Raw genomic sequence first — 23,693 nt, forward strand, 5'->3', positions numbered from 1 at the left:
CGCCAGCGGTTTAGCTGGCGTTAGGCTGCGATGGTGCGCTCGATGGGGAAGCGAACGGTGACGGTGGTGCCGGTATCGATTTCGCTGTCAATCTCCAACGAGCCGCCATGCAGCGTCACGAACGAGTTCACCAGGAACAGACCCATGCCGCTGCCTTCGTGGTTGCGGGTGTAGATGTCGCTGACCTGTTCGAACGGCTCGAGAATGCTTTGGCGTTTGTTTTCGGGGATGCCGTAACCGCTGTCGCGCACGATCAAGGCCAGCGCGCCGTCTTCTTCTCGATGCGCGATAAAATCAATCTTGCCGCCTTGGGGCGTGAATTTGATCGCATTGCTGAGCAGGTTGAGGATGACCTGCTTCATGCGCACCGCATCGCCGTGCAGCTTCGGCAAGTCGTCTTGCACCGTGCCATGCAGGGCCAACTTGGCGAATTCGGCTTGCGGTTTCACCATGTCTAGACAGGTGTGGCACAGCTCGACGATGTCGATGTGTTCATCGCGGATGACCATGGTGCCCGTTTCGATGCGCGATACATCCAAGATGTCGTTGATGACGCCCAGCAAGTGCTGGCCGGAGGTCAGGATGTTGCTGCTGTATTCGACGTAATTGTCGTTGCCGATGGGGCCGAACATCTGCTCCTTGATCATTTCCGAAAAGCCGATGATGGCGTTGAGCGGCGTGCGAAGTTCGTGGCTCATGTTGGCGAGGAACTGGGTCTTGGCGTGGCTGGCCATTTCCGCCTGCTCCTTTGCCGTCATCAATTCGGAGATGACTTTCTTGCGATCGGTGATGTCTTCCTTGACGGCGACATAGGAGGTGATTTCGCCGCGCTCGTTCTTGATCGGTGAGATCGACGCGTATTCCCAAAACAAGGTGCCGTCCTTGCGCTTGTTATGAAATTCACCACGCCATTCGCCGCCGCTGGTGATGGTTTTCCATAGCTGCTCGTATTCTTCGGTGTTCTTTTCACCCGAACTGATGAGTTGCGGGCGTTGGCCGATGGCCTCGTTGGCGCTGTATCCGGTGGCGTCCTCGAACTTCGGATTGACATAGGTGATGATGCCCTGGGTGTCGGTGATCATCACGCTGGCTGGGCTTTGTTCGACGGCGCGCGACAGTTTGCGCAGTTGTTCTTCAGCGTGTTTGGTGGCGGTGATGTCGATGCGCACGCTGGCGGTGCCGCCGTCGGCCATGGGGCTGTCGCTGGCAAGAATCCAAGAGCCGTCTCCGAATTTGATGATATAGGGATGACCGAGGGCTTGGCGCATGGCATCATTGCCCGCATCCTCGTCGAAGACCAGATCCTCGTATATGTTGCGTTCAAGACAGGTTTGTTGAAAGTCGACGAAGGTGACGCCACGGGTAAGCGCATCACCTATGTCTGCGTGCAGCTTTTCAAATGTAGCGTTCCAGAACGACAGCCGGCCTTCCGCGTCGAAGAACGCAAAGCCTTCGCCTATGCTTTGCGCCGCATCGCGGAACTGGCGGGAGGTGCGTTCGGACAAGTCGTGCGCTTTGCGCAACCGCATCAGTGCAAAGGCAAGGCCTGCGAACAAGATCAGGGTCAGAACCAGAAGAACGACGCGAAAGGTGTTGGCGTTGCGGATGCGTTCGACCGTAAAGGTCATATGGGTCTCGTAGATGTCGTCGAGCGTTTCCGTGGTCGGCAATTGCGTCAGCCGTGTCATGCTTTTGGCGATGTCGTCGTTTGCGCTCAAATTCGCTGCGACGTGGACCAGGACCTTATCGATGGCGACACGGTCCGTGGCAGTGAGGTTCGCGTTTTTCAAGTCGTCGATGATGTCGAGAATCTCGAGACGACTGTTTTCGCTTTGTGTGATGTTGTGAAACAGCAAGGCACTGAGCAGTCGATGCATGTCGACCGTTTGCGGGTCGTGCCGATGAGCCGTGATGCGGGCAATTTCCAACGGCAGGTAATTGATGGTGTTGCGCACGATGGCGGTGCGCGATTTGACGGACTCGACCAGATCGAACTTGGTTTGCATGTAGGATTTGAAGATATTGAGCTGTTTGTTCAGCGCTGGGCTGATCAGACCGTAAAGTCCGGTTGTCGGGTTGTGCAGCTTTTCGTTCAGTTCCTTCATACGCGCCACGGTGCCGACGATGCTGTCGTAATGCATCAACTGCAAAGACACGGCCTTGAGGGTCTGCTCGTCGAGTTGGGTGTCGAGTTGTTTGAGGTGTAGGAGGTCTTGCGCAGCGGCGCTGTGACGGTCCAGGTCCATCAGTCGGGTCTGGAATGAAAACACCAACACCAGAACGGCAGTGGCGGCCAAAAGCAGAAAGGGAAGAGGGCCGGACGTTCGCGTCATTTGGGATCGAACCTCTTGTACTCGCCGGCCAAACTGTTGAGGAACGCGATGATGGCTTGAACATCGGTTTCCGGCATGTCATCGCGGCCCAACTGATACTTCGCCATATGACGTATCGCGTCTTCGAGTGTTTTGGCGCTGCCATCGTGAAAGTAGGGGGCGGTGTGCGCCACGACGCGTAAGCTGGGCACTTTGAATACATGTCGGTCTTCGTCGCGCCCCGTGACCTGATATCGGCCCATGTCGCTTTTCTGCACATTGCCGCGGTCACCGAAATAATCGCCCATCGCACCCATGGTTTGGTACATGTTTCCGCCGACATTAACGCCTTGGTGACACGCCACGCAGCCGTAAGACTGGAACAGTTCGTATCCGAATTCCGCTTGTTTGCTGATGGCGGATTTGTCGCCTTTGAGATAGCGGTCGAACGGGGCGTCCATGGTCACCAAGGTGCGCTCGAACGTGGTGATGGCGTCGACGATGTTATCGCTTGTGAGACCGTCGTCGTAGGTGGCGTCGAATGCCGCCACAATACGCGCGTCGCGCTTCAATTTGTCGACAACCTGAGACCAGTTGGACCCCATTTCGACCGGGTTGTGCACCGGGCCAGAAGCCTGCTCTTTCAGGTTTTCGGCGCGACCATCCCAAAACTGGGTGAAATTGTAAGCGCTGTTGAACACCGTTGGCGTGTTGACGAAACCTTGTGCGCCGCCGATGCCAATCGGTTTTACCAAGCCGTCCACGCCGCCGCTGGCAAGATCGTGACAGCTGGCGCAGCTGATGGTGTCGTCGGCGGACAGACGCGGATCGTGAAACATTTCTTCGCCCAAGCGCACTTTGCGCGGGTCCAAATCGGCGGCATCTGTGGGCAAGGGCGATACGGGACTGCCGCGCCAGCTCTCTTGCGACGCGAGGGCGCTGGGCAGGCAGAGTAGGAGCGTCGTCAAGGTGGCCGCAATCGAACGCGCGAAGGAAGGGTTTGTCGGTTTCAAGCGCATTCTCGAAAATGGTTCACTGAATCGCATAGTCCTTTTTAGTTAATTTCGCAAAAAAGTTCCACGCGAATGTAAGCGTATCGCGTCCAATGTATATGAATTTAGACATTATACGCGCCATAAAACGACTTCCCCCCCACCCGCGTGGGGGAGGGGGAGGTCGTCGCAGCCCACTTAGGCGTGAGCGGGGGTGTTGAAATGCGCGTCAGCGCAGCGGCGTGCGTTGTCCGGTCGCTTTGTCGATCTGGATTTTATGTACCAGAGAATCATCGACTGTGACGATTTCGGCGACAATGGTCTTGTCGTCCACTTCGGTGACTGCGCCGACTTTGAGACGGTCGTTGCCGCGCCATTGCAGATGTTGTTCGATGTTGGCGCGGACATCGTCGACCGTCAACGGCGTTGCCAGGGCTTGGGTCTGGCCGTAGGGGCAATCGCCGCGGTTCATATAGCCTTGCATCATGCCGGGGCCGTAGCCGGGGCCATTTTGGTTCATCATGCCAAAACCCTGATGACGGCCATAACCTTGATGCATGCCGGTACGAGGTCCATACCCAGGGCCGCCGAACGGGCCGTGTGCATAAGTACTGCCGATGCTCAATGCGCCCACGGCAACGGTGGCGACAATCGCAGTGACGATGAGGGTTGAGGTTTTCATGGCGTGTCTCCTAAATATCGGGGGATGGGGATCATCCTTTGCAGCTTTAAGCGTGCGCCCGAGGCGTTGCTGGCGTGTGACTGAAAAGGGGGCTTTTGTAACGCCGTGTTGCAGGCCACGTTCGGGTAACATTTGGTTACCAAGTTCCCATCACGGCTTTATCTAAAAGCGCTATATTGGGATCATGGAAAGAACACCGCACATATTGATCGTCGATGACGACCGCGAAATTCGCGACTTGCTGAACCGCTTTTTGGTGAAGCACGGTTTGCGGGTCAGCACGGCTGCGGACGGTCGCGAAATGTTGATGGCGCTTCAAGGCGGCGCCATCGACCTGATCGTTTTGGATTTGATGCTGCCCGGCGAAGATGGCTTGACCTTGACGCGCAATCTGCGCGCCAGCGGCGCGGCGCAAAGCGGCACCCAGGGCGGCGCGATCCCGATCATCATGCTCACCGCAATGGGCGAGGAAATGGACCGCATCGTCGGTTTGGAAATGGGTGCCGACGACTATCTGGCCAAGCCTTTCAATCCGCGTGAACTGCTGGCGCGCATCAAGGCGGTGCTGCGCCGATTCGAAACCTTGCCGGCGTCGTACGTAAACTCCGGCACCAGCGACAGTGTGCGCTGCTTCGCGGGCTGGACGCTCAATCTCAGTTCGCAGGTTTTGCGCAATCCCAATGGTGAAACGGTGACCATCAGCGGCGGCGAGTTCGAGTTCCTGCACGCCTTCGTCACCCATCCAGGGCGGGTTCTTAACCGCGATCAATTGTTGGATCTGGCGCGCGGGCGCGATGCTCAACCGTTCGACCGCGCCGTTGACGTGCAGGTCAGCCGGTTGCGCAAAAAGATCGAGCCTGATCCGAAGACCCCCACCTTCATCAAAACCGTGCGCGGTGGCGGCTATATGTTTACGCCGTCCGTCACGACCCCCAAGCCCGAAGAAAAGGGCCGCAACGAGGTGCAGGAATGAAACCGTGGCCGCAAACCATCATGGGGCGGACCTTGACGGTGCTGTTGATGGGCATCGTGTTGACCACGATGATCTCGTTCGCTTATCAGTTCATGGAACGCCGTGCGTTGCTGTCGACCATCGGTGGCTGGCATGGGGCGGAGCGCATTTCGGACATCATCGCCAAGGTCGAACTGGCCCAGCCCATCGACCGCGCGACCTTGGCGCGGTCATTCGAAACCCCCGGATTTCGCGCCGCATGGAGCTTGGAAACCTCGTTGGCGCCAATGGACCTGGACTGGCAGGGCCGACAAGTGAAACGCGCCTTGGAAGAGTTCCTCGGCGATATTTCGCCCGACAGCCTGCGCATCGAAATAACCAGTTACCGCAATGCCTCGACCGCAGTGCCGCATACGCGCATGAAGGAATGGCGTAAACGTCTGGAAATGCAGCGTCATGCAGAATCCATGGGGCGCATGATGCAAGGTCACGGCGCGCCCTTCATGGTGCCGGAAGCCTTGCTGGAACGCGACCTGGATCGTTCCGTGCTGTTGATCAGCTATCGTTTGAACGACGGTTCATGGTTGACGTTCCTCACCCCGCCGGCCCCCGTCAATCCGGTGTGGAACACGCGCTTTTTCCTGCCCAGCGTTTTGTCGCTGTTGATTGTGATCGCCATTTCGGTGTGGGCGGTGAGGCGTTCGACCAAGCCGTTGAACCGCTTCGCCTTGGCGGCGGCGCGGTTGGGTATGGACGTCAATGCGCCGCCGATGGCCGAAGACGGCCCGCGCGAAGTGCGCCGCGCCGCCACCGCGTTCAACCGCATGCAGCGGCGCTTGCAGGCGTTCGTTAAAGACCGCACCCACATGCTGGCGGCAATCAGCCACGATTTGCGTACCCCCATCACGCGGCTGAGACTGCGGGCCGAATTCATCGACGACGACGAACAGCGCGAAAAAATGCTCAGCGACCTGGAAGAGATGGAGGCGATGATCTCGGCGACCTTGCAATTCGCCCGCGATGATGTCACCGGCGAACCGAGCAAAATCTTGGATCTGGCTGTTTTGGTCAGCGAGCTGTGCGCCGATGCCCGACGTGCGGGCGATGACGTGGCCTATAACGGGCCAGAGACGTTGGCATTTACGGGGCGTGAGGTCAGTTTGAAACGCATGACCTCGAACCTTATCGGCAATGCCGTGCGCTATGGCGACCGGGCGCGGGTGCGTCTCGAAGAGACGCCGGATGAGGTCCGTCTCATCGTCGATGACGACGGCCCCGGCATTCCTTCAGACATGGTGGAACGCGTCTTCGATCCGTTCGTGCGCGTCGAACGGTCGCGTTCGCGCGAAACCGGCGGCACCGGGCTTGGCCTCACGGCGGTCAAGTCCATCGTTCAAGCCCACGGCGGGAAGGTCGAATTGATCAATCCCGATCGTGGCGGTTTGGAGGTGCGGGTGGTGTTGCCGCGTGCCGAAACCTGACGCGACGCCTTAGGCGAGCTTGATGTCGGCGCTGTCGCCGAAGCTCTCTTTGATCAGATAGGTGGCGTGGCGGATCATGGTCTGGCTTTCCTTGCATTTGATGGTGAAGACGCGCCGGCCACGGTTGAACGCGCAGGTCACGAAGTTATGCAAGGCATAGCGGATCAGGAAGTTTTCTTCTTTGCTCATTGTTTTTGTATCTCAATTTTCTATACGCCATCAGCGGGCTTTGTGCATTTTGCTCTGACAATGCCAGCGCTATGATGACGGAAATGTTAAAATTCCGAGAAGCTCGGCGGCTACTCCGGTATGGAGAAGGAACGCGGCTTAGTCGTTAGACGACAACGTTAAGACGTCATCACTCGGTTGATGTGAATATGGGGACGAATTCTCGAAAGAAAAGGGCGGGGTGCCATATGCGGGCCGGAATTGCGCTACGCAAGTCCGTGCGGCTGTGGCATTAGGTCTCCGACGCGGACGGCGTTTTCGTATCGCCTTCGGTGTCGTCAGGGAGTTCGCTCTTGGCTTCTTTGGCTTGTTTCTTCGCGGCGGCGCGCTGGGCCTTTTTTTCGGCCTGCTGGCGTTCGCGCTCTCTGCGTTCAAAGTCGTAATTGGGCTTTCGAGCCATCGATCGTCCTTTGAACGAGAAAAGTAAAGCAAGAAAGGCCTGCGAAAGCAGGCCTTTCTCAAGTCGTACAGTCAGTCGGTCGATGAATTAATCGACGAGCGACAGGTTCTCGGCGGAAGATTTACCGTCGCGACCCGGCTGAAGTTCGTAGTTGACCTTCTGGCCTTCGTTCAGGGAGCTCAAACCGGCGCGTTCAACGGCGGAAATGTGCACAAAAGCGTCCTTGGAGCCGTCTTCCGGCTCGATGAAGCCAAAACCTTTAGCGGTGTTGAAAAACTTTACAGTACCAATCGTCATAGTCGTTTCCTCAAACAGGAGTATAAGTTGCATGCCCCACTGCATGTGGTGGCATGTCGGTGTAACGCTCACACTGTCAGGGGATAACTAAGCTAATCGGCGTACCGGTTATTCAAGTAACACAAGTCAAATGCAACACGTATGGATGATATGTAGAGGTTTTTACCGATAAGTCAATACGCTAGAATAGATTGCCCAAAAATGCCGAAACAAAAAAGTGCAGAGGAGGCTCAAAGTATTTGTGAGCTTTTTTCTTACAATCGTGAACGAATACAACAGACTGCACACGTCTTTTTTTGACGAAAAGAGCCGTAAAAACGGCTCTTTTCGGTCTTAAAACTTTTTCACGTATTCAGCGTATTTGACTTCAATCGGCCCCTTTGCCGCCGTGGGCGACAGACCAACCGATGGGATCTTTGAGAAAATCTTTAACCCCTTGGATGGCAGCGGGGGAGAAGGCTTGGCGTTCTTCGGCCACTTCCAGAACGTCCTGCCAGGTGGCGAGGTAGTGCATGGTGACGCCTTCTTTTTCCAACGTGTCCAGCGCGCCCGGGAACGCGCCGTAGAAAAACACCACGAATGCGTCGGAAACCGTAGCACCGGCTTTGCGCAAGGCATTGACGAAGTTGATTTTTGAGCCGCCATCGGTGGCCAAATCCTCGACCAGCAAAACATGGCTGCCTTCGGGCATGTGACCCTCGATTTGCGCGTTGCGTCCGAAACCCTTGGGCTTTTTACGCACATACAGCATCGGCTTGCCGGTCAGATGCGCGATCCAGGCCGAATAGGGGATGCCCGCGGTTTCACCGCCGGCCACCGCATCGACGGCCGCCAAGTTGGAATCGCGACGCAAGGTTTCCACCGCCATTTCCATCATCCGCGTGCGTTCGGTGGGAAACGAGATCAGCTTGCGGCAATCGATGTAAACCGGGCTGGCCCAACCGGCGGTCAAGATATACGGCTCTTCGGGGCGGAAATTCACGGCTTCGATGTCGAGAAGGATTTTGGCCGCTTCCAGGCCGGCGGGATTGCGTTTGACGCTCACGGGCACGTCTCCAGGCTTTGAGTGGAACAGTTTCGGCGTTTATGGCCGGGACGGTGGCTCTTGTAAAGAGGGGCTAGTGAACCTTGTGCGGGTGGCTGATGTAGACGCCCCCGGCCAAATTGTCGAAATAATCGATCACGTCGGGGTGGTCGATGGGGCCGCCTTCGAAGTCGAGTTCGAGGTTTTGTTCGGACACGTAGGCGCGGTTGGCGGTGCCGTCCACCAAAACGTGATACCACGGGCGGCTGTCGTCGGACCGAAACTTGGGACGTTGTTCCTGGGCTTTCATCTGCGCGCCGACGCGAAATTGTGGGTCGACGTCGACGATCACGCCGCGGTAATCGAACAGGGTGTGATGGATCACTTGGCCGACGGCGTATTTGGCGTAATCGCCTTTCGTCAGGCTGACTTTCGTCGGGTCGTTTTCTGACGAATTGTGCGACACGGGCATGCTCCAAAACGTGAAAGGCCGAGGACTTCTCTAGCTTCTCGCGATTTTTGCGCCCGGTCAACCTCAAGCGCGCAACCACGGCTATGCAGTGCGCTCCGATCGTGGCATTTTGTATGCCAAGGCACTGAAAACAGGGCTCATACACTCCCACTTTCGAGGTTTCCATGTCAGATCAAGATCCGCGCCACACGGACGACAACTCCATTATTCATACGGCCACGGGCGGACAGTTGATCGTCCAAGCGCTCGTGACCCATGATGTCGAAGCCGTATTCTGCGTGCCCGGCGAAAGCTATTTGAACGTGCTCGATGCGCTGTATGACGTTCAAGACCGCGTGCGTCTGGTCACCTGTCGCCACGAAAACGGCGCGTCGTTCATGGCCGAAGCCTATGCCAAGCTGACCGGGCGGGTCGGGGTGTGCATGGTCACGCGCGGACCGGGGGCGTGCAACGCGTCCATCGGCGTGCACACGGCGTTTCAGGATTCTTCGCCGATGGTGCTGCTGGTCGGCCATGTCCGGCGCGAGGACATCGGACGCGAAGCCTTTCAAGAGGTCGATTTCGCGCAAATGTTCGCGCCACTGGCCAAGGCCGTGCGGATGATCGACAAGGCCGAACAGGCCGCCGCCGACGTGGCGTGGGCGTTCGACGTCGCGGCCTCTGGCCGGCCCGGCCCGGTGGTGTTGGTGCTGCCCGAAGACATGCTGCGCGACACGGTCGAGGCCTGCGTGCCCGCACCGATTCCGCAAGCCCCGGTGCACATGGACGAAGGCGATCTGGAACGCATCCATCATCGCCTGTGCCAAGCGAAACGCCCGCTGTTGATGGTCGGCGGCAGCCGCTGGAGCGAGCAGGCGCGTGCCGACATTTTAGAATTCGCGGAAAAAATGGATTTACCTGTGTGCTGTTCGATGCGGCGCCTCGACATCATCGACAACATCCATCCGTGCTTCGTCGGCGAAATGGGCATCGCGCCCAATCCCAATTTGCTGCAACGCATCAAGGATGCCGATCTGTTGCTGGTGGTCGGCGCGCGCCTGGGGGAAATGACCACCCAAGGCTATACGCTGCTGAGCGCGGAGGATGCCGCGCATAAGCTGGTTCACGTCCACGTCGATGCGTCGGAGTTGGGCAAGGTCTTTTCTCCCGCCATCGGCGTGGCCTGCACACCCGAAGGATTTGCCAAGGCGGCCAAGAACTTGGCCCCGGCGGCCGATCACTGGGCCACATGGCGCGCCCAGGCGCGCGCCGATTACGACGCGTGGCGGCGTCCGCGATCTGTTCCAGGGTCTTTGGATCTGGCCCAGGCTATGCAGGAACTCGACGCGCTGCTGGACGACGACGCCGTGGTGGCGGTTGACGCCGGTAACTTCAGCGGCTGGGCGCAACGCTATCTGACCTATGGCAAGGCGCGCAAATTCATCGGTCCGACCAACGGTGCGATGGGCTTCGGCGTGCCGGGCGGGGTGGCGGCGAAAACCGCATATCCGGGCCGCCAAGTGGTGGTGTTCGTCGGCGACGGCGGGTTCGGCATGACCGGCCAAGAAATCGCCACTGCCCTGCAACAAAAGCAAAACCTGATCGTGCTGGTGTTCAACAACGGTGTTTACGGCACCATCCGCATGCACCAGGAACGCAACCATCCCACACGGGTCATCGCCACGGATTTGGTCGATCCCGACTATGCGGCCTTGGCGCGCGCCAACGGCGCATTCGGCGAGGTTGTCGAAACCACCGCGCAGTTCAAGCCGGCGTTGGAAAGCGCGATTGCAGCAAACACGGTCGCGGTGCTTGACGTGCGCTATGATGCCAATATCATCTCGACCAGCACCACGCTCGACGCCATCCGGCAGAAGGCTTTGGATACACAACAATCCTAAACGGGACACCAATCTTTATGGCCTTTCAAGGCGAACATGCACGCGTTTGGCTTCTGATCGACGATCGCGCCGGCAACCGGTCTCAAGTGTTGGGCGTGGCCCGCGCTTTGGGTTTGCCGTTCGAAATCAAGAACATCGAATACACCGCCGCGGCGGCGTTGCCCAATTACATGCTGATGGCGTCGTTTTCGATGCTGACCCAGTCGTGCCGGGTCAATCTGGCAGCCCCTTGGCCCGATATCGTCATCGCCGCCGGTCGGCGCACCGCGCCGGTGGCGCGGCGCATCAAGGAGCTGTCGAAAGGGCGGACCTATCTGGTGCAGGTCATGCACCCCGGATCGACCGGCGAGGATGATTTTTCGCTGATCTGCGTTCCCCGTCACGACGGTATGGGCGAGGCGGAAAACCGTTTCACCATGACCGGCGCACCGCACGGCGTGACGGCGGAAAGTTTGGCCGAGGCGATGCAGAAATGGGGCGGAACATTCGATCATTTGCCGAGCCCGCGCATCGCCCTGATCGTCGGCGGCGACACCAAGCGCAAGAAATTCACCCCCGACATGGCCCGTGAGTTGGGTGCGCAGGCGGCGAAACTGGCGCGCGACGCGGGCGGTTCGTTGTTGGTCACGACGTCGCGTCGTTCGACCCCCGAGGCCACGGCGGCGTTGATCGACGCCCTGGGCGACGTACCCGCCAACGTGTTCAAATGGGGCGACGATGGCGACAATCCGTACATGGCCTATCTGGCGCTGGCCGACCACATCATCGTCACCGGCGACAGCGTATCGATGTGTTCGGAAGCCTGCGCGACGGGACGGCCGGTCTATATCTTCGCGCCCAAAAAGATGATCGCCCACAAGCATGCCAAGCTGCACCAAGATCTTTACGCCCAGGGCTTTGCCCGGACTTTCGACGGTGTGGACAGTTTGCAAGATTGGAGCCACGCGCCGCTCAACGCCGCCTTTGAGGTCGCCGACGAGCTGCGCAAAAGATTGGGATTGGATGGCTGATGCGCAGGCTTGGTTTTGCCGTGTTGATGTTGTTTGCCGCACCTGTCGCGGCTGAAGACATGCGCGTCGACATGTCCCCCGCCGAGCTCAAAACCCAGTTGGAAAGCTGGGGCTACAAGGTGTTCGCCCACGAAGACGAGGAAGACCGCCCGCAACTGCTGGTCAGCAGCCCCACCGATCAGGGCGTGGAGGAACGCAAGGGCTTCGCCATGCGCATGAGCGGCTGTGCGCCCGAAGACGCCATGTTCATGCAAAAACGCTGCGACGGTTTCGAATTTCGCGCTTACATCAAGCCGGGTTTTCCGATCAAGGATAAGGTGTATGCCGACTGGAATCGGGATCTTGGACGGACACGCGCGTTCGTCGAAGACGATGTTCCCCGCCTGGCGTGGTTTGTAAACGTCAAGAATGGCGTGTCATGGGCCAACATTCGCGCCTCGGTCGATATATGGCGCAAGGACTTGGCGGCTTATATCGAGCATCTAGACGCCTCTGTGATGGATTAAAACGTTCCTCCAAGTTCAACGGATAGTCGTATTGCGCTCGTTTGCCTTTGATATTGAAAGGTCATTTGCGCGCGCCCATACTGAAGTATGGACCGATATCCGAATTCAGAATGAGGGGATGTGTCATGGGCGCGAAAAATCCCCCAGTGGGCACTGTTGCAAGGGACGGGCTGAAATTCCTGATTGTCGACGGCGATCGAGAGGGCGCGGATATGATGCGCCATATGATCTTCAAAGGCAGCGGACAGCGTACCGGCGTGCATGTGGCGGCGTCGATCGACGAAGCGCTGAAGAAACTCGCCGAGCAAACCTTCGATGTGTGCTTCTTGGATTACGCGTTGGCGGAAAGCTATGGCTTTCACAACGAAGCTTTGGCGCGGTTGAGCAAAATCCTGACGGCATTGGTGTTTGTCGCCGACACGGCGAGCAAGGCTGCGGCGTTGCGCGCGCTCAATTTCGGCGGCAAGGATTTCCTCGTCAAATCCCATATGACCAGTTTCGATATCGCCAAGAGCATCGCCTATGCACTGTATTGGAAGTACCGCGAGATCGAGCTGGAAGCCACCGCGGTGCGCGATCACGTCACCGGCTTGGGCAATGTGCCGCTGTTCGACGAGCACTTGCACCACGCCCTGGAAGTTGCCAAGCGGGGCAAGGAAAAGGTTGGCTTGTTGATGATCGGTCTGACCGGCATGGAGCCGGTGTTCGAAGATTACGGCGACGAAGTCAGCGATCAATTGCTCAAACAAGTGGGCGAACGCATCGCCGGCAAGGTCCGCTCCACCGACGTGGTGGCGCGCCTCAGCGATGATTCATTCGGCGTGGTGCTGGTGAAGGTTGCGTCCCCGTCGGTGGTCGACACCATCACTGGCACGCTCACCGGGGTGATCGCGGACAAGCCCTATAACGTCAACGGCTATACCTTGAAGATCGGCACCAACATCGGTTCATCCACCTATCCCGACGACGCAGACAGCCTCGACAGCCTGAAAGCCGTCGCGGTGAATACGCTGGAAACCAAGGCATCCAAGCAGAAGATCAAAACGAAAGATTCGTTCGTTTACTATCGCGCCTAGGCATCATAAACGGCCCCAGCCTAACAGCCTCAGCTTAAACCGCTTTCGAATGCCGCCCTTGGCCGGACTCCAGATAGGCGTCGAAGGCGCTGGCGACCAGCCGGATGAACGGGCGACCGTCTTCGCTGACGGTGATGCGATGCCCATCCACCGTGCAGATGCCATCGGCGCTCAATGGGGCGAGTTTCTCGACATCCTTGTCCAGCGTTGCGACGTCGATGCCATGTGCGGCGCAGGCTTCGCCCAGATCGACGGTCAGGTCGCACATGATGCGTTCGATGATGTCGCGGCGAAGCTTGTCGTCGGCGCTCAGCGCGATGCCTTTGGCGGCGGGTAAAATTCCCGAATAGATCGCTTGGCGGTAGGCCTTCAACGGCAGCTCGTTCTGCACGTAGCCTTGCGGCAGGTAACCGATCGCCGACGCGCCGAAGGCCAGCATGGCGGGCGCGGTGTCGGTGGTGTAGCCTTGGAAATTGCGATGCAACTCGCCGGTTTCCACGGCGTTGGCCATGGGGTCGTCGGGATGTGCGAAGTGATCGAAACCGATCTGCACGTAGCCGCGCTCCTTCAAACGTTCGACCGCCAGCGTGAACTGCTGCCAGCGTTCCGCCGCGTCGGGCAGGGTTTCTTCCTTGATCAGCTTTTGATGAGATTTCATCCACGGCACGTGGGCGTAGCCGAACAGGGCGATGCGATTGGGCTGCAACTCGACGGTCATGTCGATCATGCGCTCTATCTCGTCGGTGTCTTGGTAGGGCAGGCCGTACATCAAGTCCATGTTGATACGGGTGATGTTGTGCGCGCGCAGCCATTCGATCACCTGCTTGGTGGTTTCGTAGGGCTGGATGCGGTTGATGGCTTCTTGGACCTTGGGTTCATAGGACTGCACGCCGATCGACGCGCGGTTGACGCCGGCCAATTCCAGCTCGCGGACGTAATCCTCGGTCGCGGTGCGGGGATCCAGCTCGACCGCGATTTCGGCGTCGTCGGCGACGTCGAAGCGTTCGCGCAGCTTGGTCATGATCGCCAGCCAGTCCTCGCCCTTGAGCATGGTCGGCGAACCACCGCCCCAATGCAGGTGCTTGGCGGTGAAACGCCCGGGTAGCGCGTCGGCAACCAGATCGATTTCGGCCAGCAACGCGTCCAGGTATTCCTTCACCGGGTCGTAGCGTTTGACGATTTTGGTGTAACAGCCGCAAAACCAGCACATTTCGTCACAAAACGGGATGTGGAAATACAGCGAAAGCTCCGTATCCGGCGGCAATTCCGACAGCCAAGTCTTGTACACCTGGCCGTTCACCTGGTCGCTGAAATGCGGCGCGGTGGGATAGCTGGTGTAGCGCGGAACGCGCAGGTCGTACTTGTTGATCAGATCGGTGCTCATGCGCTGGTTCGGCTTTCCGTCACGGGATTTAGGCGGTGTGTTATCTTAGCCCCTAACCTAAGGTGCCCGTGGACCAAGTGCAAGCACGTGGCGTTATCCGATTTGATCTACAAATTGTTAATCGGTGTCGAGGATTTCGCCGCCAGCGAAATGTTGCCGATGGGCACGATGGGGATGAGAAACGAAAACGTGTAGCTAGCCGTGATGGTGCGGAAATTGATTCCGCCCGAGGCACTGGTGGTGGCGGAAAAAGTAATCCCGCCAACGGTGCTTTCCCCCTCAGCATAGCTTTCCAGGGTCGCGGTGCTGGCGCTGGGATTGACCATGGCGTAGCGGGCCGTTTGTTCGACGGCAAATTGCATGGTGCTTTTGATCCAGTACAAGCGGCCGAAATCGATCAAGCCCATGACAAAGATGAGAAACATCGGTGCGGCGATGGCGAACTCGACCGTGACGGCACCGTGCCGATTTTTGGCGGCTGTGCGGGTCGTTGTCCATCCATTCAATAGCCAGCGTGCGCTCATACTTGAAAGGGCTTTCCTACTGTGTGCGGATGATGCTTTCGCCCGTCAGCGTCATGGTGACGGGGATGAAAATCGGGTTATGGGTGTATGTCGCGGTGATCCGCATGAACGAGCGTACGCTGCCGGTCGCGCACGTGTCCGCGCACGTTATCGATGAACCGTCGATACATTCGCAAAACTCGGCGATATCCACCTCAAGAAAATCTGTGTCCAGGTTGGTCGAGTTTTTGACCGTTGTGGAAATCAAAGACGTGTCGCTGGAATCCAGCATGGCGTACTGCGCACCGGAGCGGGTCGCGCTTTCCAGTTCCATTTTGTGAAACGCCACAATGGCGTAATCCAGCAAGCCCAACAGCATCACCCCCATGACAGGGACCAGCAAGGCGAACTCGACCGCCACCGCGGCTTTTTGCGAGTGTTTAAATCGAATCAGCAAGGGGGCTGAGGTAGGGCTCATAGCACGATTACTCCACCAACCCCGGTACGCCGCCGTAGGTGATCGGATTGCCGCCGTAGATGTCGCAATCGTTGTCGATGTCGGCATTGCCGGTGAACGACACTTCTTGGGCGACAAGCAGCAAACAACCGTCGCTGCCGACTTCGGCACCACCAGTGAACGATAGGTTGTTTTCCGGCATGTAGATCGCACCGCCCAACTCGACATTGGAGTTGCCATTGATCGTTCCGTTGAGGCTGGATGATGATCCGGCTGCGCGGTCTTGATAAAACAGCATGCCCGTATAATCGCCCTGGATCGATCCGGAATTGTCGGAGGACGTCGGTGCCGTCAGATTGACCGTGCCGCCGCCGTTGATCGAAATGGTGCCGTAGCCTGATCCGTCCGACGCGGTCAGGATGATGGTGACACCGCTGCCGGTGATGGTGCCGCCGCCGTTCACCGTGAAATTACCCTCGTCCATGATATAGATGCCGGGGTTCATGAAAATGGTTTCGCCCGAAGAGATCGTAATCCCGCCGCAATAGACCCCTTCGCTGAGATCTGGATCGCTGGACGTCGGGGCGTATGCTTGGTTACCTGAAGGGTCCTGGTCACAGCCGGAATAGGCCGGCACGTCGATTGCGCTGTATGGGTCGTCAAGCGCCGCTTGACCGGTTTTGGTGCCGGCGCATGAGGTGGAAATGGTGCCGCCGACATTGATGCCGCCGACAGAAGCTATGCAATCGACTTCAAACGTACCGTTTTGAATGTTCACAGCCTTGCTGGCATGTGACGAGTTGGAGAACACCCCGCAACCGTTCATGTTCACGGTCGAGCCCGCGCCGTTCATGCTGATCGCGTCTTGCGCTGTGGGGGACAATGCCAAAACGCAGGCCTCGTCATTGCCGCCGGTAATGCCGGATACTGCACGTGCGTATGCCTTCGGCGCCGTGTCGAGGACGATTTGCGATAGCATGGTGGTGAGTTGGCGATTGATAATCACTTCGATAAAAGCGGTATCGTCGAGGTGTGGGCCCGATGTGGGGCCGATATTGACCGCGATGGTGTCCGTGGCGGCGCTATAACCGTTGCGCGTAGCGTCGGCGGTGGCCGCCGCGATGATTTCGGCATCTGTGCCACCGCCGTTTTTTTCGAACATGCCCGACAGCGCGGCAGCGTCAGCAGCGGTTTGAATGTCGCGGCGTTCCTTGTACCACATGCCGACTTCCACACCCAAACCGATGAAGCCGACGATGACCGGTAGCATCAAAGCAAACATGACGGCGATGGCGCCGTGTTCTTGGCGAAAAAAACGCTGGAGTGTGTTTCGCGGCAATGCTCATCCAGTCTCAGATTATCTGTTGAAAATGTCTTATGATATGAATGTAAAATATATTACAAATTATGGGGAGGGTGCAATATTTTAGCTATGACGCATACGGCCAATGCGCATGATTTTTTGTTATTTGCTCAGGTGAAGATTCTTCAATTCGGCGCCGATGGCGCGAAACGCCAGGGCCAAGGTCGCGCTGTCCGGTGAGTTGTAATATTTATTGGAATCCGTGGCGCAGTTTTGAAACAAGTTTTGGGTGCTGATCGAACTGACGTTAAAGGTGATGGTGTAAACCGTGATGCCGGCGTTTTTCATGCCGGTGCACACTTCCGTCAGGCGACTATTGAGTTCCGATGTCGTGCCCCAACTGCTGGTGGACCCCAACACCCCGTTGCTGCGGTACTTATACGCGGTGTAGACGGAATCGCTGGTGGTGTTGTCGCCATCGGTGAGGATGATGACGGCTTTGTTCCAGTCCGGATTACCATAGGCGCTGCCTTGGGTGAACGGTTCCGACGGTGAAATCAACCGCCAGCCCCACACCGCACCGAAGTTGATGTGGGTGTAGCCCGATGCCCATTGGGCGTTGATTTGGGATTCCAGCGTTGTGCGGTTGTTGGTCAGAGGCGTGACCTCACGCGGGCAGTATTTATTGGGGCCTTTGGTGCTGGGGGGCGATGTGTCGATGCTGTAGTACGTGTCGCGGTCCCAGTTGTTGTAGGAATTGTGGTCGGGCCAATAAAACGGATCCCAATAGCCGCCCGCCACGACAGTGCTGTCGCTGACATCTTCGGGATAGGCGCGCGCCATAACGCAGCCGTCCCACGATGTGGTGCCCCAATCGTATACGGAGGTGTCGTTGACGTACGCGGACATGCCGGTGCCGATGTTGACGCTGCCGGAAAACGGCACCAAGCCGACTTTGATGTTGGTCGGAGTTGTTTCCCCGGCAAAAATAATGTCGATCAAATCCAGCGCAGCCGTTTTCATCGATGCAAGCTTGCTGCCGCCCATCGAACCGGTGTTGTCGAGCACCATCACCAGTTCCAGGCCGCTGGTTTCGACGGTGATTTCGGCACTGGACGACACGGTGATGGTGTCGATACCGACGATCCTCATGAAAATGGTGTCGGCCGTGGCTTTGCCGGTCACGGTGAGAATCCCACCGGCGTCGCTAAATGTCAGGTCGTGGGTCGTGCCGATGTCCGATGCGGCATAGTTGGCGGTGAAGAAGCTGGTGAACTGGGCTTCCAGGTAAGTGGGGTCTGATGACGCGGTGCGCATGGTGCCGACCGCCAAACCCGCAGCGTCCAAGGCGTGGCTAAGGCGCGATTTAACCAGATAAGCGCGCGACAAATCGACAGCCAAGCCGCCGCCGATAACCAGCGGCACCACAGCCAAGGCGATAATGATCGCCACCGCGCCACGTTCCGCACGACAAAAACGGTCCACAAATTCATGGGCCAATTGAAAGGTATGTCGTCGTAACTGGTTGAATTTCGCCATGGCTTGGTTCCTGGCACTCAATACTTCAACACATATTGAACTTTGCGAGGACGCATATAGGAGATCTCTTCAAGGGTCAGGTTGCTGGGCATGACCAAGCTGATCAATGGTGTGTAGGTGTAGACACCACTGACGATGATGATGCTGGCGCCCGCCTCGCCGTGACCTGCCGCCAGGGTGGTCGGGTTGACCACCGCCCCACCGTTCCAGCCGCTGGACCAATCCAGGCTCGGTGCTCCGGTGGTGTCGTCGAAGCGCACGCTGGCGATCCCGATGGTCATCGGCGTGGTGCTGTATGGCGACATGGTCAGGCGCGCGGCGGTGTAAATTTCGGTAAGGTCCGCATCGCTGACATCAGTGTATTGACCGATCAGATCCGCCGCAGTTTGCATGGAATTGAGCAGTTTGCGTTCGACCGTCATGACATTGGAAAACTCAATGATGCCCATCAACAGCAACAGCAAAAAGGGCAGTATCAGTGCAAATTCGGTCGCCGCGATGGCGCGTTCATGGCGTACGAACCGTTTTATAACGGCGAGAAGGTTAAAACACGGGGCATGAATGCGCATCATCGGGGGCCTCACTCGTAGGGCTCGTTTTGGAACACCACGGTAGAGGTCAGCAAACGGCGGGATGATCCCGCATCGCTCAGGTACGTGCCGATGAAGGGGGTGATGAAGTCCCAGTAATACATTACCCGAACCACGACGATGTCGCCCGCCGAGCCACCGGAAAATCCGTAGGTTACGGGCTCCCCGGTATCAGGGTCGATTTCGGTGGTCAGACTGACGCTGGCGAAGGTGGAGACGGTGCGGGCATCGTAAAACAGATTGGCGCAGTTGATGATGGAACTGAGGTCGTCGCACAGCGCGGTGGAAAAATCGCTAACCGGATCGGCGCTGGATTGAATTTGGCCGGTGCGGATGAGCCTTGCCGCTTCGATCGCTGCGCCGTCGATGTTGGCGGTGGCAAAAAACATCACCGACACTTCCAATATCGCCATGAACAAAAAGACCAAAACCGGAGCGATCAGGGCAAATTCAACAGCGGCAGCCCCGCGGTCGTGGCAAGGGAAATGACGAATATTTTCGCGCGTTAAAGTCAAGTGGGCCCCGGATCGTCGAATTCAAAAGTAATATAATATTATTGCTTTATCGCAACTGTATCACTTTTGACGAGTATTGATGATCCGCGTTATTTACTCAAGTGAAGACTTTTCAGTTCTGCGCCGATGGCGCGAAAGGCCTGGGTCAAAGTGGTGCTGTCGGGCGAATTGAAATACTTGTCCGAACTGGTGGCGCAATTTTCAAACAGGGCCTGGGTAGTGGTCGAACTGACGTTGAAGGTGATGGTGTAGACCAAGATGTCTTTGTTCTTCATCGCGGTGCAAACTTCCGTCAAACGACTGTTCAGTTCAGCGGTGGTGCCCGAGCCGCTGGTCGAGCCCAGGTTGCCTTCCCACCGATAGCCGTAAGCGGTATCGACGTAATCGCTGGTTGTGTTCTCGCCGTCGGTCAAGATGATTACCGCCTTGGTCCAGTCGGGATCGCCATAAGCGCTGCCTTGGGTGAACGGTTCGCCTGGTGATATCAGTCGCCAGCCCCACGCTGCGCCGAAATTGATGTGCGTGTAACCCGACGCCCACTGGGCATTGATTTCCGATTCCAGCAGGGCACGGTTGTTGGTCAATGGCGTCACCGCGCGCGGGCAGTACTTGTTGGGACCTTTGTTGCTGGGTGGTGAACTGTCAATGGAGTAGCTGCCGCCGTCGATCCAATTGTTGTAAGAATTGTGGTCGGCCCAATAGTACGGCGTCCACAAACCACCCAGCGATGGCGTGGAATCGCGCACGTCTTCGGGGTACGCACGTGCTTCGACGCAGCCTTCCCACGATGTGGTGCCCCAGTCGAAAGCCGTCAGATCGGTGACATAGGCGGTGTTGGTGCTGCCGATGTTGACGCTGCCGGAAAACGGCACCAGACCGACTTTGACGAAGTCCGGCGTGGCTTCGCCGCCGAACACGATGTCGATCAGATCCAGTGACGCGCTTTTCATCGACGACAGTTTGCTGCCGGACATCGACCCGGTGTTGTCGAGCACCATGACCAGTTCAAGTCCCTTGGTCTCAACTTGGATTTCAGCTGTGGAAGACACGGTGATGGTGTCGATTCCGACGATGCTCATGAACACGGTGTTGACGGTGGTTTTGCCGCTGACGGTTAGAATGCCGCCGTTATCGACGAAGATCAGGTCATGAGGGGTTCCGACTTCGCCAGCCGCGTAGTTGGCGTTGAAAAAATTTTGAAATTGGGTTTCCAGGTATGTCGTCGAGGTTGAATTGGTGCGCATGGTGCCGACCGCCAGTCCTGCGGCGTCCAAGGCGTGGCTAAGACGTGACTTGACCAGATAGGCGCGTGACAAGTCCACAGCCAAACCACCTCCGATCATCAACGGGATCATGGACAACGCGACAATGGCCGCCACCGCACCGCGCTCAGCACGCCACGCGCGGATCATGAAAGTACGCAGATGTTGATGAACACCGGAAATGCTTGGCATGGTTCGCATGAGACGTCTCCTCGACATCAATACTTCAACACCGACATAACCTTGCGGGGGCGCATGTAGGAAATTTCCTGAAGCGTCAGCGCATTGGGCAAGATCAGGTCGATCAGTGGCGTATATGTATAGACGCCGCTGACGATGATGATGCTGGCGCCTGGCTCACCGTGACCAACGGCCAGCGTGGTTGGGTTGAGCACTTCGCCGCCGTTCAAGCCGCTGGACCAACCCACACTGGGTGCGCCGGTGGTTTCGTCGAACACGACGCTGGCGATTCCCACGGTTAACGGCGCGGTGTTGAACGGCGACATGGTCAGTTCGGCGGCGGTGAAGATGTCGTTGAGTTCGGCGTCCGTGACATCCGTCTGCTGGCCGATCAAATCAGCCGCCGTTTGCATGGAATTGAGCAGCTTGCGTTCCACCGTCATGACGTTCGACAGTTCGATGACGCCCATCAACAGCAGCAGCAAAAACGGCAGCACCAGAGCGAATTCGGTTGCGGCAATGCCGCGGTCGCTGGCATTGAAACGCTTTGATATGTTGTGGATTTTATGGCGAATGCGGGTCATGTCGGACCTCACTTGTACGGTTCGTTTTGAAACACAACGGTAGAGGCCAGCAAGCGGCGGTTCGAGCCGGCGTCGCTGAGGAACCTGCCGATGAACGGGGTGACGAAATCCCAGTAATACATCACCCGCACGACAACGATGTCGCTGGCGGAGCCGCTGCTGTATCCGTATGTGATGGGTTCGCCGGTCACGGGATCGATCTCGGTTGAGAGATCGATCGTGGCGAACGAGGTCACGGTGCGTACGTCATGAAACAAGCTGCCGCAGTTGATCGCGGAACTGAGCGAACCGCATAGCGCGGTGGAAAAATCGCTGGCAGGATCGGCGCTGCTTTGGTTCTGGCCGGTGCGGATGCGTCGTGCGGCATCGATCGCCGCGCCGTCGATGTTGGCGGATGCGAAAAACATCACCGACACTTCCATGATGGCCATGAAGACGAAGACAAGCACCGGCGATATTAGCGCGAATTCAACGGCGGCCGCACCGTCGGACGCGCGGAAAAAACGGTTCAAAAAGCGTTTGAAGGGGCGGGGCAAGTCGATCATGCTTAATCTCTCGCGGTGATCTGTGAGGTGATCTTTAAAGTGTTTCTGAGGCCTATCATTGTTTAGGTTTGTGACCGCGATAGCAGTGACGCCCATCACGCGACGTGCGGTCGACAGCTTCTATGATCGGGGGACCGCGTCGGATGGCGAGGATGGGTGCTGAATAACAATGTTGATTGCTGTAAGGTGAAATATTAATGAGTGTTTTCGGTTTGGATGGGGCTTACTTTTAGGATGCTTAAGCTGAATAGCCGTGCTGGTGTCAGCCAGATTTTACGCGTAGCGATTGTTGGCGGCGCGCTGATGTTGGCGGCCGGGTGCGAGACCGTCGGTGATACGACTGCGGGACCGCAAACCGCTCAAGCCCAGATGGATAACGTGCAGTTGACGCTGTACGAGGCCGCGCGTGAAGCCGAAGCCTCTAACAAATATGAAATGGCGGCAGGCGTGTACGGCCGTTTGTTCGAACGCCGTCCTGACGATCCGACGATCTTGAGCGCGTTTGTACGTAACATGCGCTATAGCGGACGGGCGCCCGAAATCGTTGATTACGTCCAGGCCAAGACTCCACATATGTTGACCGATCCCGGGGTGAAATTCGAATACGCCAAAGCCTTGTTGGCTGCTGGGCGTAAGGCGGAAGCCGTCGTGGCGTTGAACGAGTCGCTGGCGATATTGCCCAACGATTGGCAAGTCTATTCGGCGCTGGGCATCGCGTACGATTCGATGGGGCGTTTTGACGAGGCGATTGCGGTCTATACGGCAGCGCTGAACCGTTCGCCCAACAATGTCGTGGTGATGAACAATATGGCTATGTCGCTGGCGATGTCGGGCAAGCTGGCCGATGCCATCGCCGTTTTGGAACGGGCCGCAGGCATCAACCGCAGCAACGCCCATGTACGTCAAAACTTGGCGTTACTCTACGCCATCAACGGCGATGTCGAACGGGCCCGCGCCTTGACGGCCATGGATCTCGACGTCAGTGACGTGGAGACGAACCTGTCGTTCTATCGCCGTTTCGAAGGACTGAACCAATGACCGACGATGCGCCTTCCGAGACCCCGCAAAAGCCTGCACAAAACCCAACGGCGGAAGATTTAGCCGAACTGGCCAAGCGCCGTCAAAGCGTGCGTTTGACCACCGTTTATGGCGGCCGCATCAGCCAATTCGGCAAGGCCTATCCCTGCACGATTTCCGATATTTCCGTGGGTGGGGCGAAAGTGAAGCTGAAGGATCCGCGCGATTTCGGGGTTTTGGTGAAAGATCAAAGCGTACAGTTGGTGTTCGATCGTCTATCCGACTACAAGGCCCTGAACGGCGAATTGGCATGGATGAGGCCAAGCGAATTCGTGGTGGGAATGACTTTTTCGGACCCAGAGTTGCGCCGCCGCATGGTTTTAAAACGATTGATGCCCAATCGCTGGCGTATCGCAAACGAACACGCGGCGCGCCATGACACGGAAGGCGTTCCGTCTGAGGACATTTAATAAACTGTAAGTGGGCGTCAAACTCGTTGAAA

At 57.6% G+C, this 23,693-nt stretch carries 26 protein-coding genes; 8 read left to right on the forward strand and 18 right to left on the reverse strand.

Annotated features, from left to right (window positions below):
• Positions 1 to 20 precede the first annotated feature (20 nt).
• The 3 genes from VIN96_RS07525 to VIN96_RS07535 form a co-directional block, all read right to left on the reverse strand.
• Positions 21 to 2,333, reverse strand: coding sequence for a DAHL domain-containing protein (locus tag VIN96_RS07525; RefSeq protein WP_331895109.1), 2,313 nt, complete (start codon positions 2,331 to 2,333; stop codon positions 21 to 23).
• Positions 2,330 to 3,325: a cytochrome-c peroxidase gene (locus tag VIN96_RS07530; RefSeq protein WP_331895111.1), complete on the reverse strand. Its 996-nt coding sequence runs from the start codon at positions 3,323 to 3,325 to the stop codon at positions 2,330 to 2,332. The genes VIN96_RS07525 and VIN96_RS07530 overlap by 4 nt, the downstream gene beginning before the upstream one ends.
• Before the next feature lie 208 nt (positions 3,326 to 3,533).
• A complete protein-coding gene (locus tag VIN96_RS07535; RefSeq protein WP_331895113.1) occupies positions 3,534 to 3,986 on the reverse strand; it encodes a hypothetical protein in 453 nt (150 codons plus the stop codon).
• A 184-nt stretch (positions 3,987 to 4,170) separates the two neighbouring features.
• Between VIN96_RS07535 and VIN96_RS07540 the strand changes: the two genes are divergently transcribed.
• Together VIN96_RS07540 and VIN96_RS07545 are read left to right on the forward strand one after the other, a co-directional pair.
• Positions 4,171 to 4,959, forward strand: coding sequence for a response regulator (locus tag VIN96_RS07540; RefSeq protein WP_331895115.1), 789 nt, complete (start codon positions 4,171 to 4,173; stop codon positions 4,957 to 4,959).
• The gene (locus tag VIN96_RS07545) at positions 4,956 to 6,419 is read left to right on the forward strand and encodes an ATP-binding protein (RefSeq protein WP_331895117.1); all 1,464 of its coding nucleotides are present in this window, start codon (positions 4,956 to 4,958) and stop codon (positions 6,417 to 6,419) included. Before VIN96_RS07540 ends, VIN96_RS07545 begins: the two co-directional genes overlap by 4 nt.
• 9 nt (positions 6,420 to 6,428) lie before the next feature.
• Here the strand turns inward: VIN96_RS07545 and VIN96_RS07550 are convergent, their stop codons facing one another.
• The 5 genes from VIN96_RS07550 to hspQ form a co-directional block, all read right to left on the reverse strand.
• Positions 6,429 to 6,608, reverse strand: a complete 180-nt coding sequence (locus VIN96_RS07550; RefSeq protein WP_331895119.1) for a hypothetical protein — start codon at positions 6,606 to 6,608, stop codon at positions 6,429 to 6,431.
• Between the two features lie 271 nt (positions 6,609 to 6,879).
• Positions 6,880 to 7,047 carry a hypothetical protein gene (locus VIN96_RS07555; RefSeq protein WP_331895121.1) on the reverse strand — a complete coding sequence of 56 codons (168 nt, stop codon included), beginning with the start codon at positions 7,045 to 7,047 and terminating at the stop codon, positions 6,880 to 6,882.
• Positions 7,048 to 7,134: 87 nt separating this feature from the next.
• Entirely contained in the window at positions 7,135 to 7,344 is a 210-nt protein-coding gene (locus VIN96_RS07560; protein ID WP_331895123.1) for a cold-shock protein, read from the reverse strand.
• Positions 7,345 to 7,711: 367 nt separating this feature from the next.
• Complete coding sequence (locus VIN96_RS07565) at positions 7,712 to 8,395, reverse strand: orotate phosphoribosyltransferase (protein WP_414675598.1); 684 nt, start codon at positions 8,393 to 8,395, stop codon at positions 7,712 to 7,714.
• A gap of 67 nt (positions 8,396 to 8,462) precedes the next feature.
• The gene (gene hspQ, locus VIN96_RS07570) at positions 8,463 to 8,834 is read right to left on the reverse strand and encodes a heat shock protein HspQ (protein ID WP_331895126.1); all 372 of its coding nucleotides are present in this window, start codon (positions 8,832 to 8,834) and stop codon (positions 8,463 to 8,465) included.
• Positions 8,835 to 9,004: 170 nt separating this feature from the next.
• On the opposite strand from hspQ, the gene VIN96_RS07575 reads away from it, so the two are divergent.
• The 4 genes from VIN96_RS07575 to VIN96_RS07590 all read left to right on the forward strand — a co-directional run bounded on the left by VIN96_RS07575 (position 9,005) and on the right by VIN96_RS07590 (position 13,312).
• A complete protein-coding gene (locus VIN96_RS07575; protein WP_331895127.1) occupies positions 9,005 to 10,720 on the forward strand; it encodes a thiamine pyrophosphate-dependent enzyme in 1,716 nt (571 codons plus the stop codon).
• A gap of 17 nt (positions 10,721 to 10,737) precedes the next feature.
• Positions 10,738 to 11,730: a mitochondrial fission ELM1 family protein gene (locus VIN96_RS07580; protein WP_331895128.1), complete on the forward strand. Its 993-nt coding sequence runs from the start codon at positions 10,738 to 10,740 to the stop codon at positions 11,728 to 11,730.
• Complete coding sequence (locus VIN96_RS07585) at positions 11,730 to 12,236, forward strand: hypothetical protein (RefSeq protein ID WP_331895129.1); 507 nt, start codon at positions 11,730 to 11,732, stop codon at positions 12,234 to 12,236. The genes VIN96_RS07580 and VIN96_RS07585 overlap by 1 nt, the downstream gene beginning before the upstream one ends.
• A gap of 125 nt (positions 12,237 to 12,361) precedes the next feature.
• Positions 12,362 to 13,312 carry a GGDEF domain-containing protein gene (locus VIN96_RS07590; RefSeq protein WP_331895130.1) on the forward strand — a complete coding sequence of 317 codons (951 nt, stop codon included), beginning with the start codon at positions 12,362 to 12,364 and terminating at the stop codon, positions 13,310 to 13,312.
• 34 nt (positions 13,313 to 13,346) lie between these two features.
• Here VIN96_RS07590 and hemN read toward each other — a convergent pair whose 3' ends face one another.
• The 10 genes from hemN to VIN96_RS07640 all read right to left on the reverse strand — a co-directional run bounded on the left by hemN (position 13,347) and on the right by VIN96_RS07640 (position 22,174).
• A complete protein-coding gene (hemN, locus tag VIN96_RS07595; protein WP_331895132.1) occupies positions 13,347 to 14,696 on the reverse strand; it encodes an oxygen-independent coproporphyrinogen III oxidase in 1,350 nt (449 codons plus the stop codon).
• Positions 14,697 to 14,803: 107 nt separating this feature from the next.
• Positions 14,804 to 15,220 carry a TadE family protein gene (locus VIN96_RS07600; RefSeq protein WP_331895134.1) on the reverse strand — a complete coding sequence of 139 codons (417 nt, stop codon included), beginning with the start codon at positions 15,218 to 15,220 and terminating at the stop codon, positions 14,804 to 14,806.
• Positions 15,221 to 15,236: 16 nt separating this feature from the next.
• Entirely contained in the window at positions 15,237 to 15,677 is a 441-nt protein-coding gene (locus tag VIN96_RS07605) for a TadE family protein (protein WP_331895136.1), read from the reverse strand.
• A gap of 7 nt (positions 15,678 to 15,684) precedes the next feature.
• A complete protein-coding gene (locus VIN96_RS07610) occupies positions 15,685 to 16,995 on the reverse strand; it encodes a Tad domain-containing protein (RefSeq protein ID WP_331895137.1) in 1,311 nt (436 codons plus the stop codon).
• Positions 16,996 to 17,121: 126 nt separating this feature from the next.
• Complete coding sequence (locus VIN96_RS07615; protein ID WP_331895139.1) at positions 17,122 to 18,498, reverse strand: TadE/TadG family type IV pilus assembly protein; 1,377 nt, start codon at positions 18,496 to 18,498, stop codon at positions 17,122 to 17,124.
• 17 nt (positions 18,499 to 18,515) lie between these two features.
• On the reverse strand, positions 18,516 to 19,070 hold the full coding sequence (locus VIN96_RS07620; protein WP_331895140.1) for a TadE/TadG family type IV pilus assembly protein: 555 nt from the start codon (positions 19,068 to 19,070) through the stop codon (positions 18,516 to 18,518).
• An 8-nt stretch (positions 19,071 to 19,078) separates the two neighbouring features.
• Positions 19,079 to 19,603, reverse strand: a complete 525-nt coding sequence (locus VIN96_RS07625) for a TadE/TadG family type IV pilus assembly protein (protein ID WP_331895141.1) — start codon at positions 19,601 to 19,603, stop codon at positions 19,079 to 19,081.
• A gap of 89 nt (positions 19,604 to 19,692) precedes the next feature.
• A complete protein-coding gene (locus VIN96_RS07630) occupies positions 19,693 to 21,066 on the reverse strand; it encodes a pilus assembly protein (protein WP_331895143.1) in 1,374 nt (457 codons plus the stop codon).
• 17 nt (positions 21,067 to 21,083) lie between these two features.
• Positions 21,084 to 21,629, reverse strand: coding sequence for a TadE/TadG family type IV pilus assembly protein (locus tag VIN96_RS07635; RefSeq protein ID WP_331895145.1), 546 nt, complete (start codon positions 21,627 to 21,629; stop codon positions 21,084 to 21,086).
• An 8-nt stretch (positions 21,630 to 21,637) separates the two neighbouring features.
• Positions 21,638 to 22,174 (reverse strand): TadE/TadG family type IV pilus assembly protein, encoded by a 537-nt coding sequence (locus VIN96_RS07640; RefSeq protein ID WP_331895146.1) that lies wholly within the window; start codon positions 22,172 to 22,174, stop codon positions 21,638 to 21,640.
• A gap of 234 nt (positions 22,175 to 22,408) precedes the next feature.
• Between VIN96_RS07640 and VIN96_RS07645 the strand changes: the two genes are divergently transcribed.
• Positions 22,409 to 23,212, forward strand: coding sequence for a tetratricopeptide repeat protein (locus VIN96_RS07645; RefSeq protein ID WP_331895148.1), 804 nt, complete (start codon positions 22,409 to 22,411; stop codon positions 23,210 to 23,212).
• Complete coding sequence (locus VIN96_RS07650; RefSeq protein ID WP_331895150.1) at positions 23,209 to 23,661, forward strand: PilZ domain-containing protein; 453 nt, start codon at positions 23,209 to 23,211, stop codon at positions 23,659 to 23,661. The genes VIN96_RS07645 and VIN96_RS07650 overlap by 4 nt, the downstream gene beginning before the upstream one ends.
• The last annotated feature ends 32 nt before the right edge of the window (positions 23,662 to 23,693 follow it).

It is taken from the genome of Magnetovibrio sp. (assembly GCF_036568125.1).
Lineage (GTDB): Bacteria > Pseudomonadota > Alphaproteobacteria > Rhodospirillales > Magnetovibrionaceae > Magnetovibrio.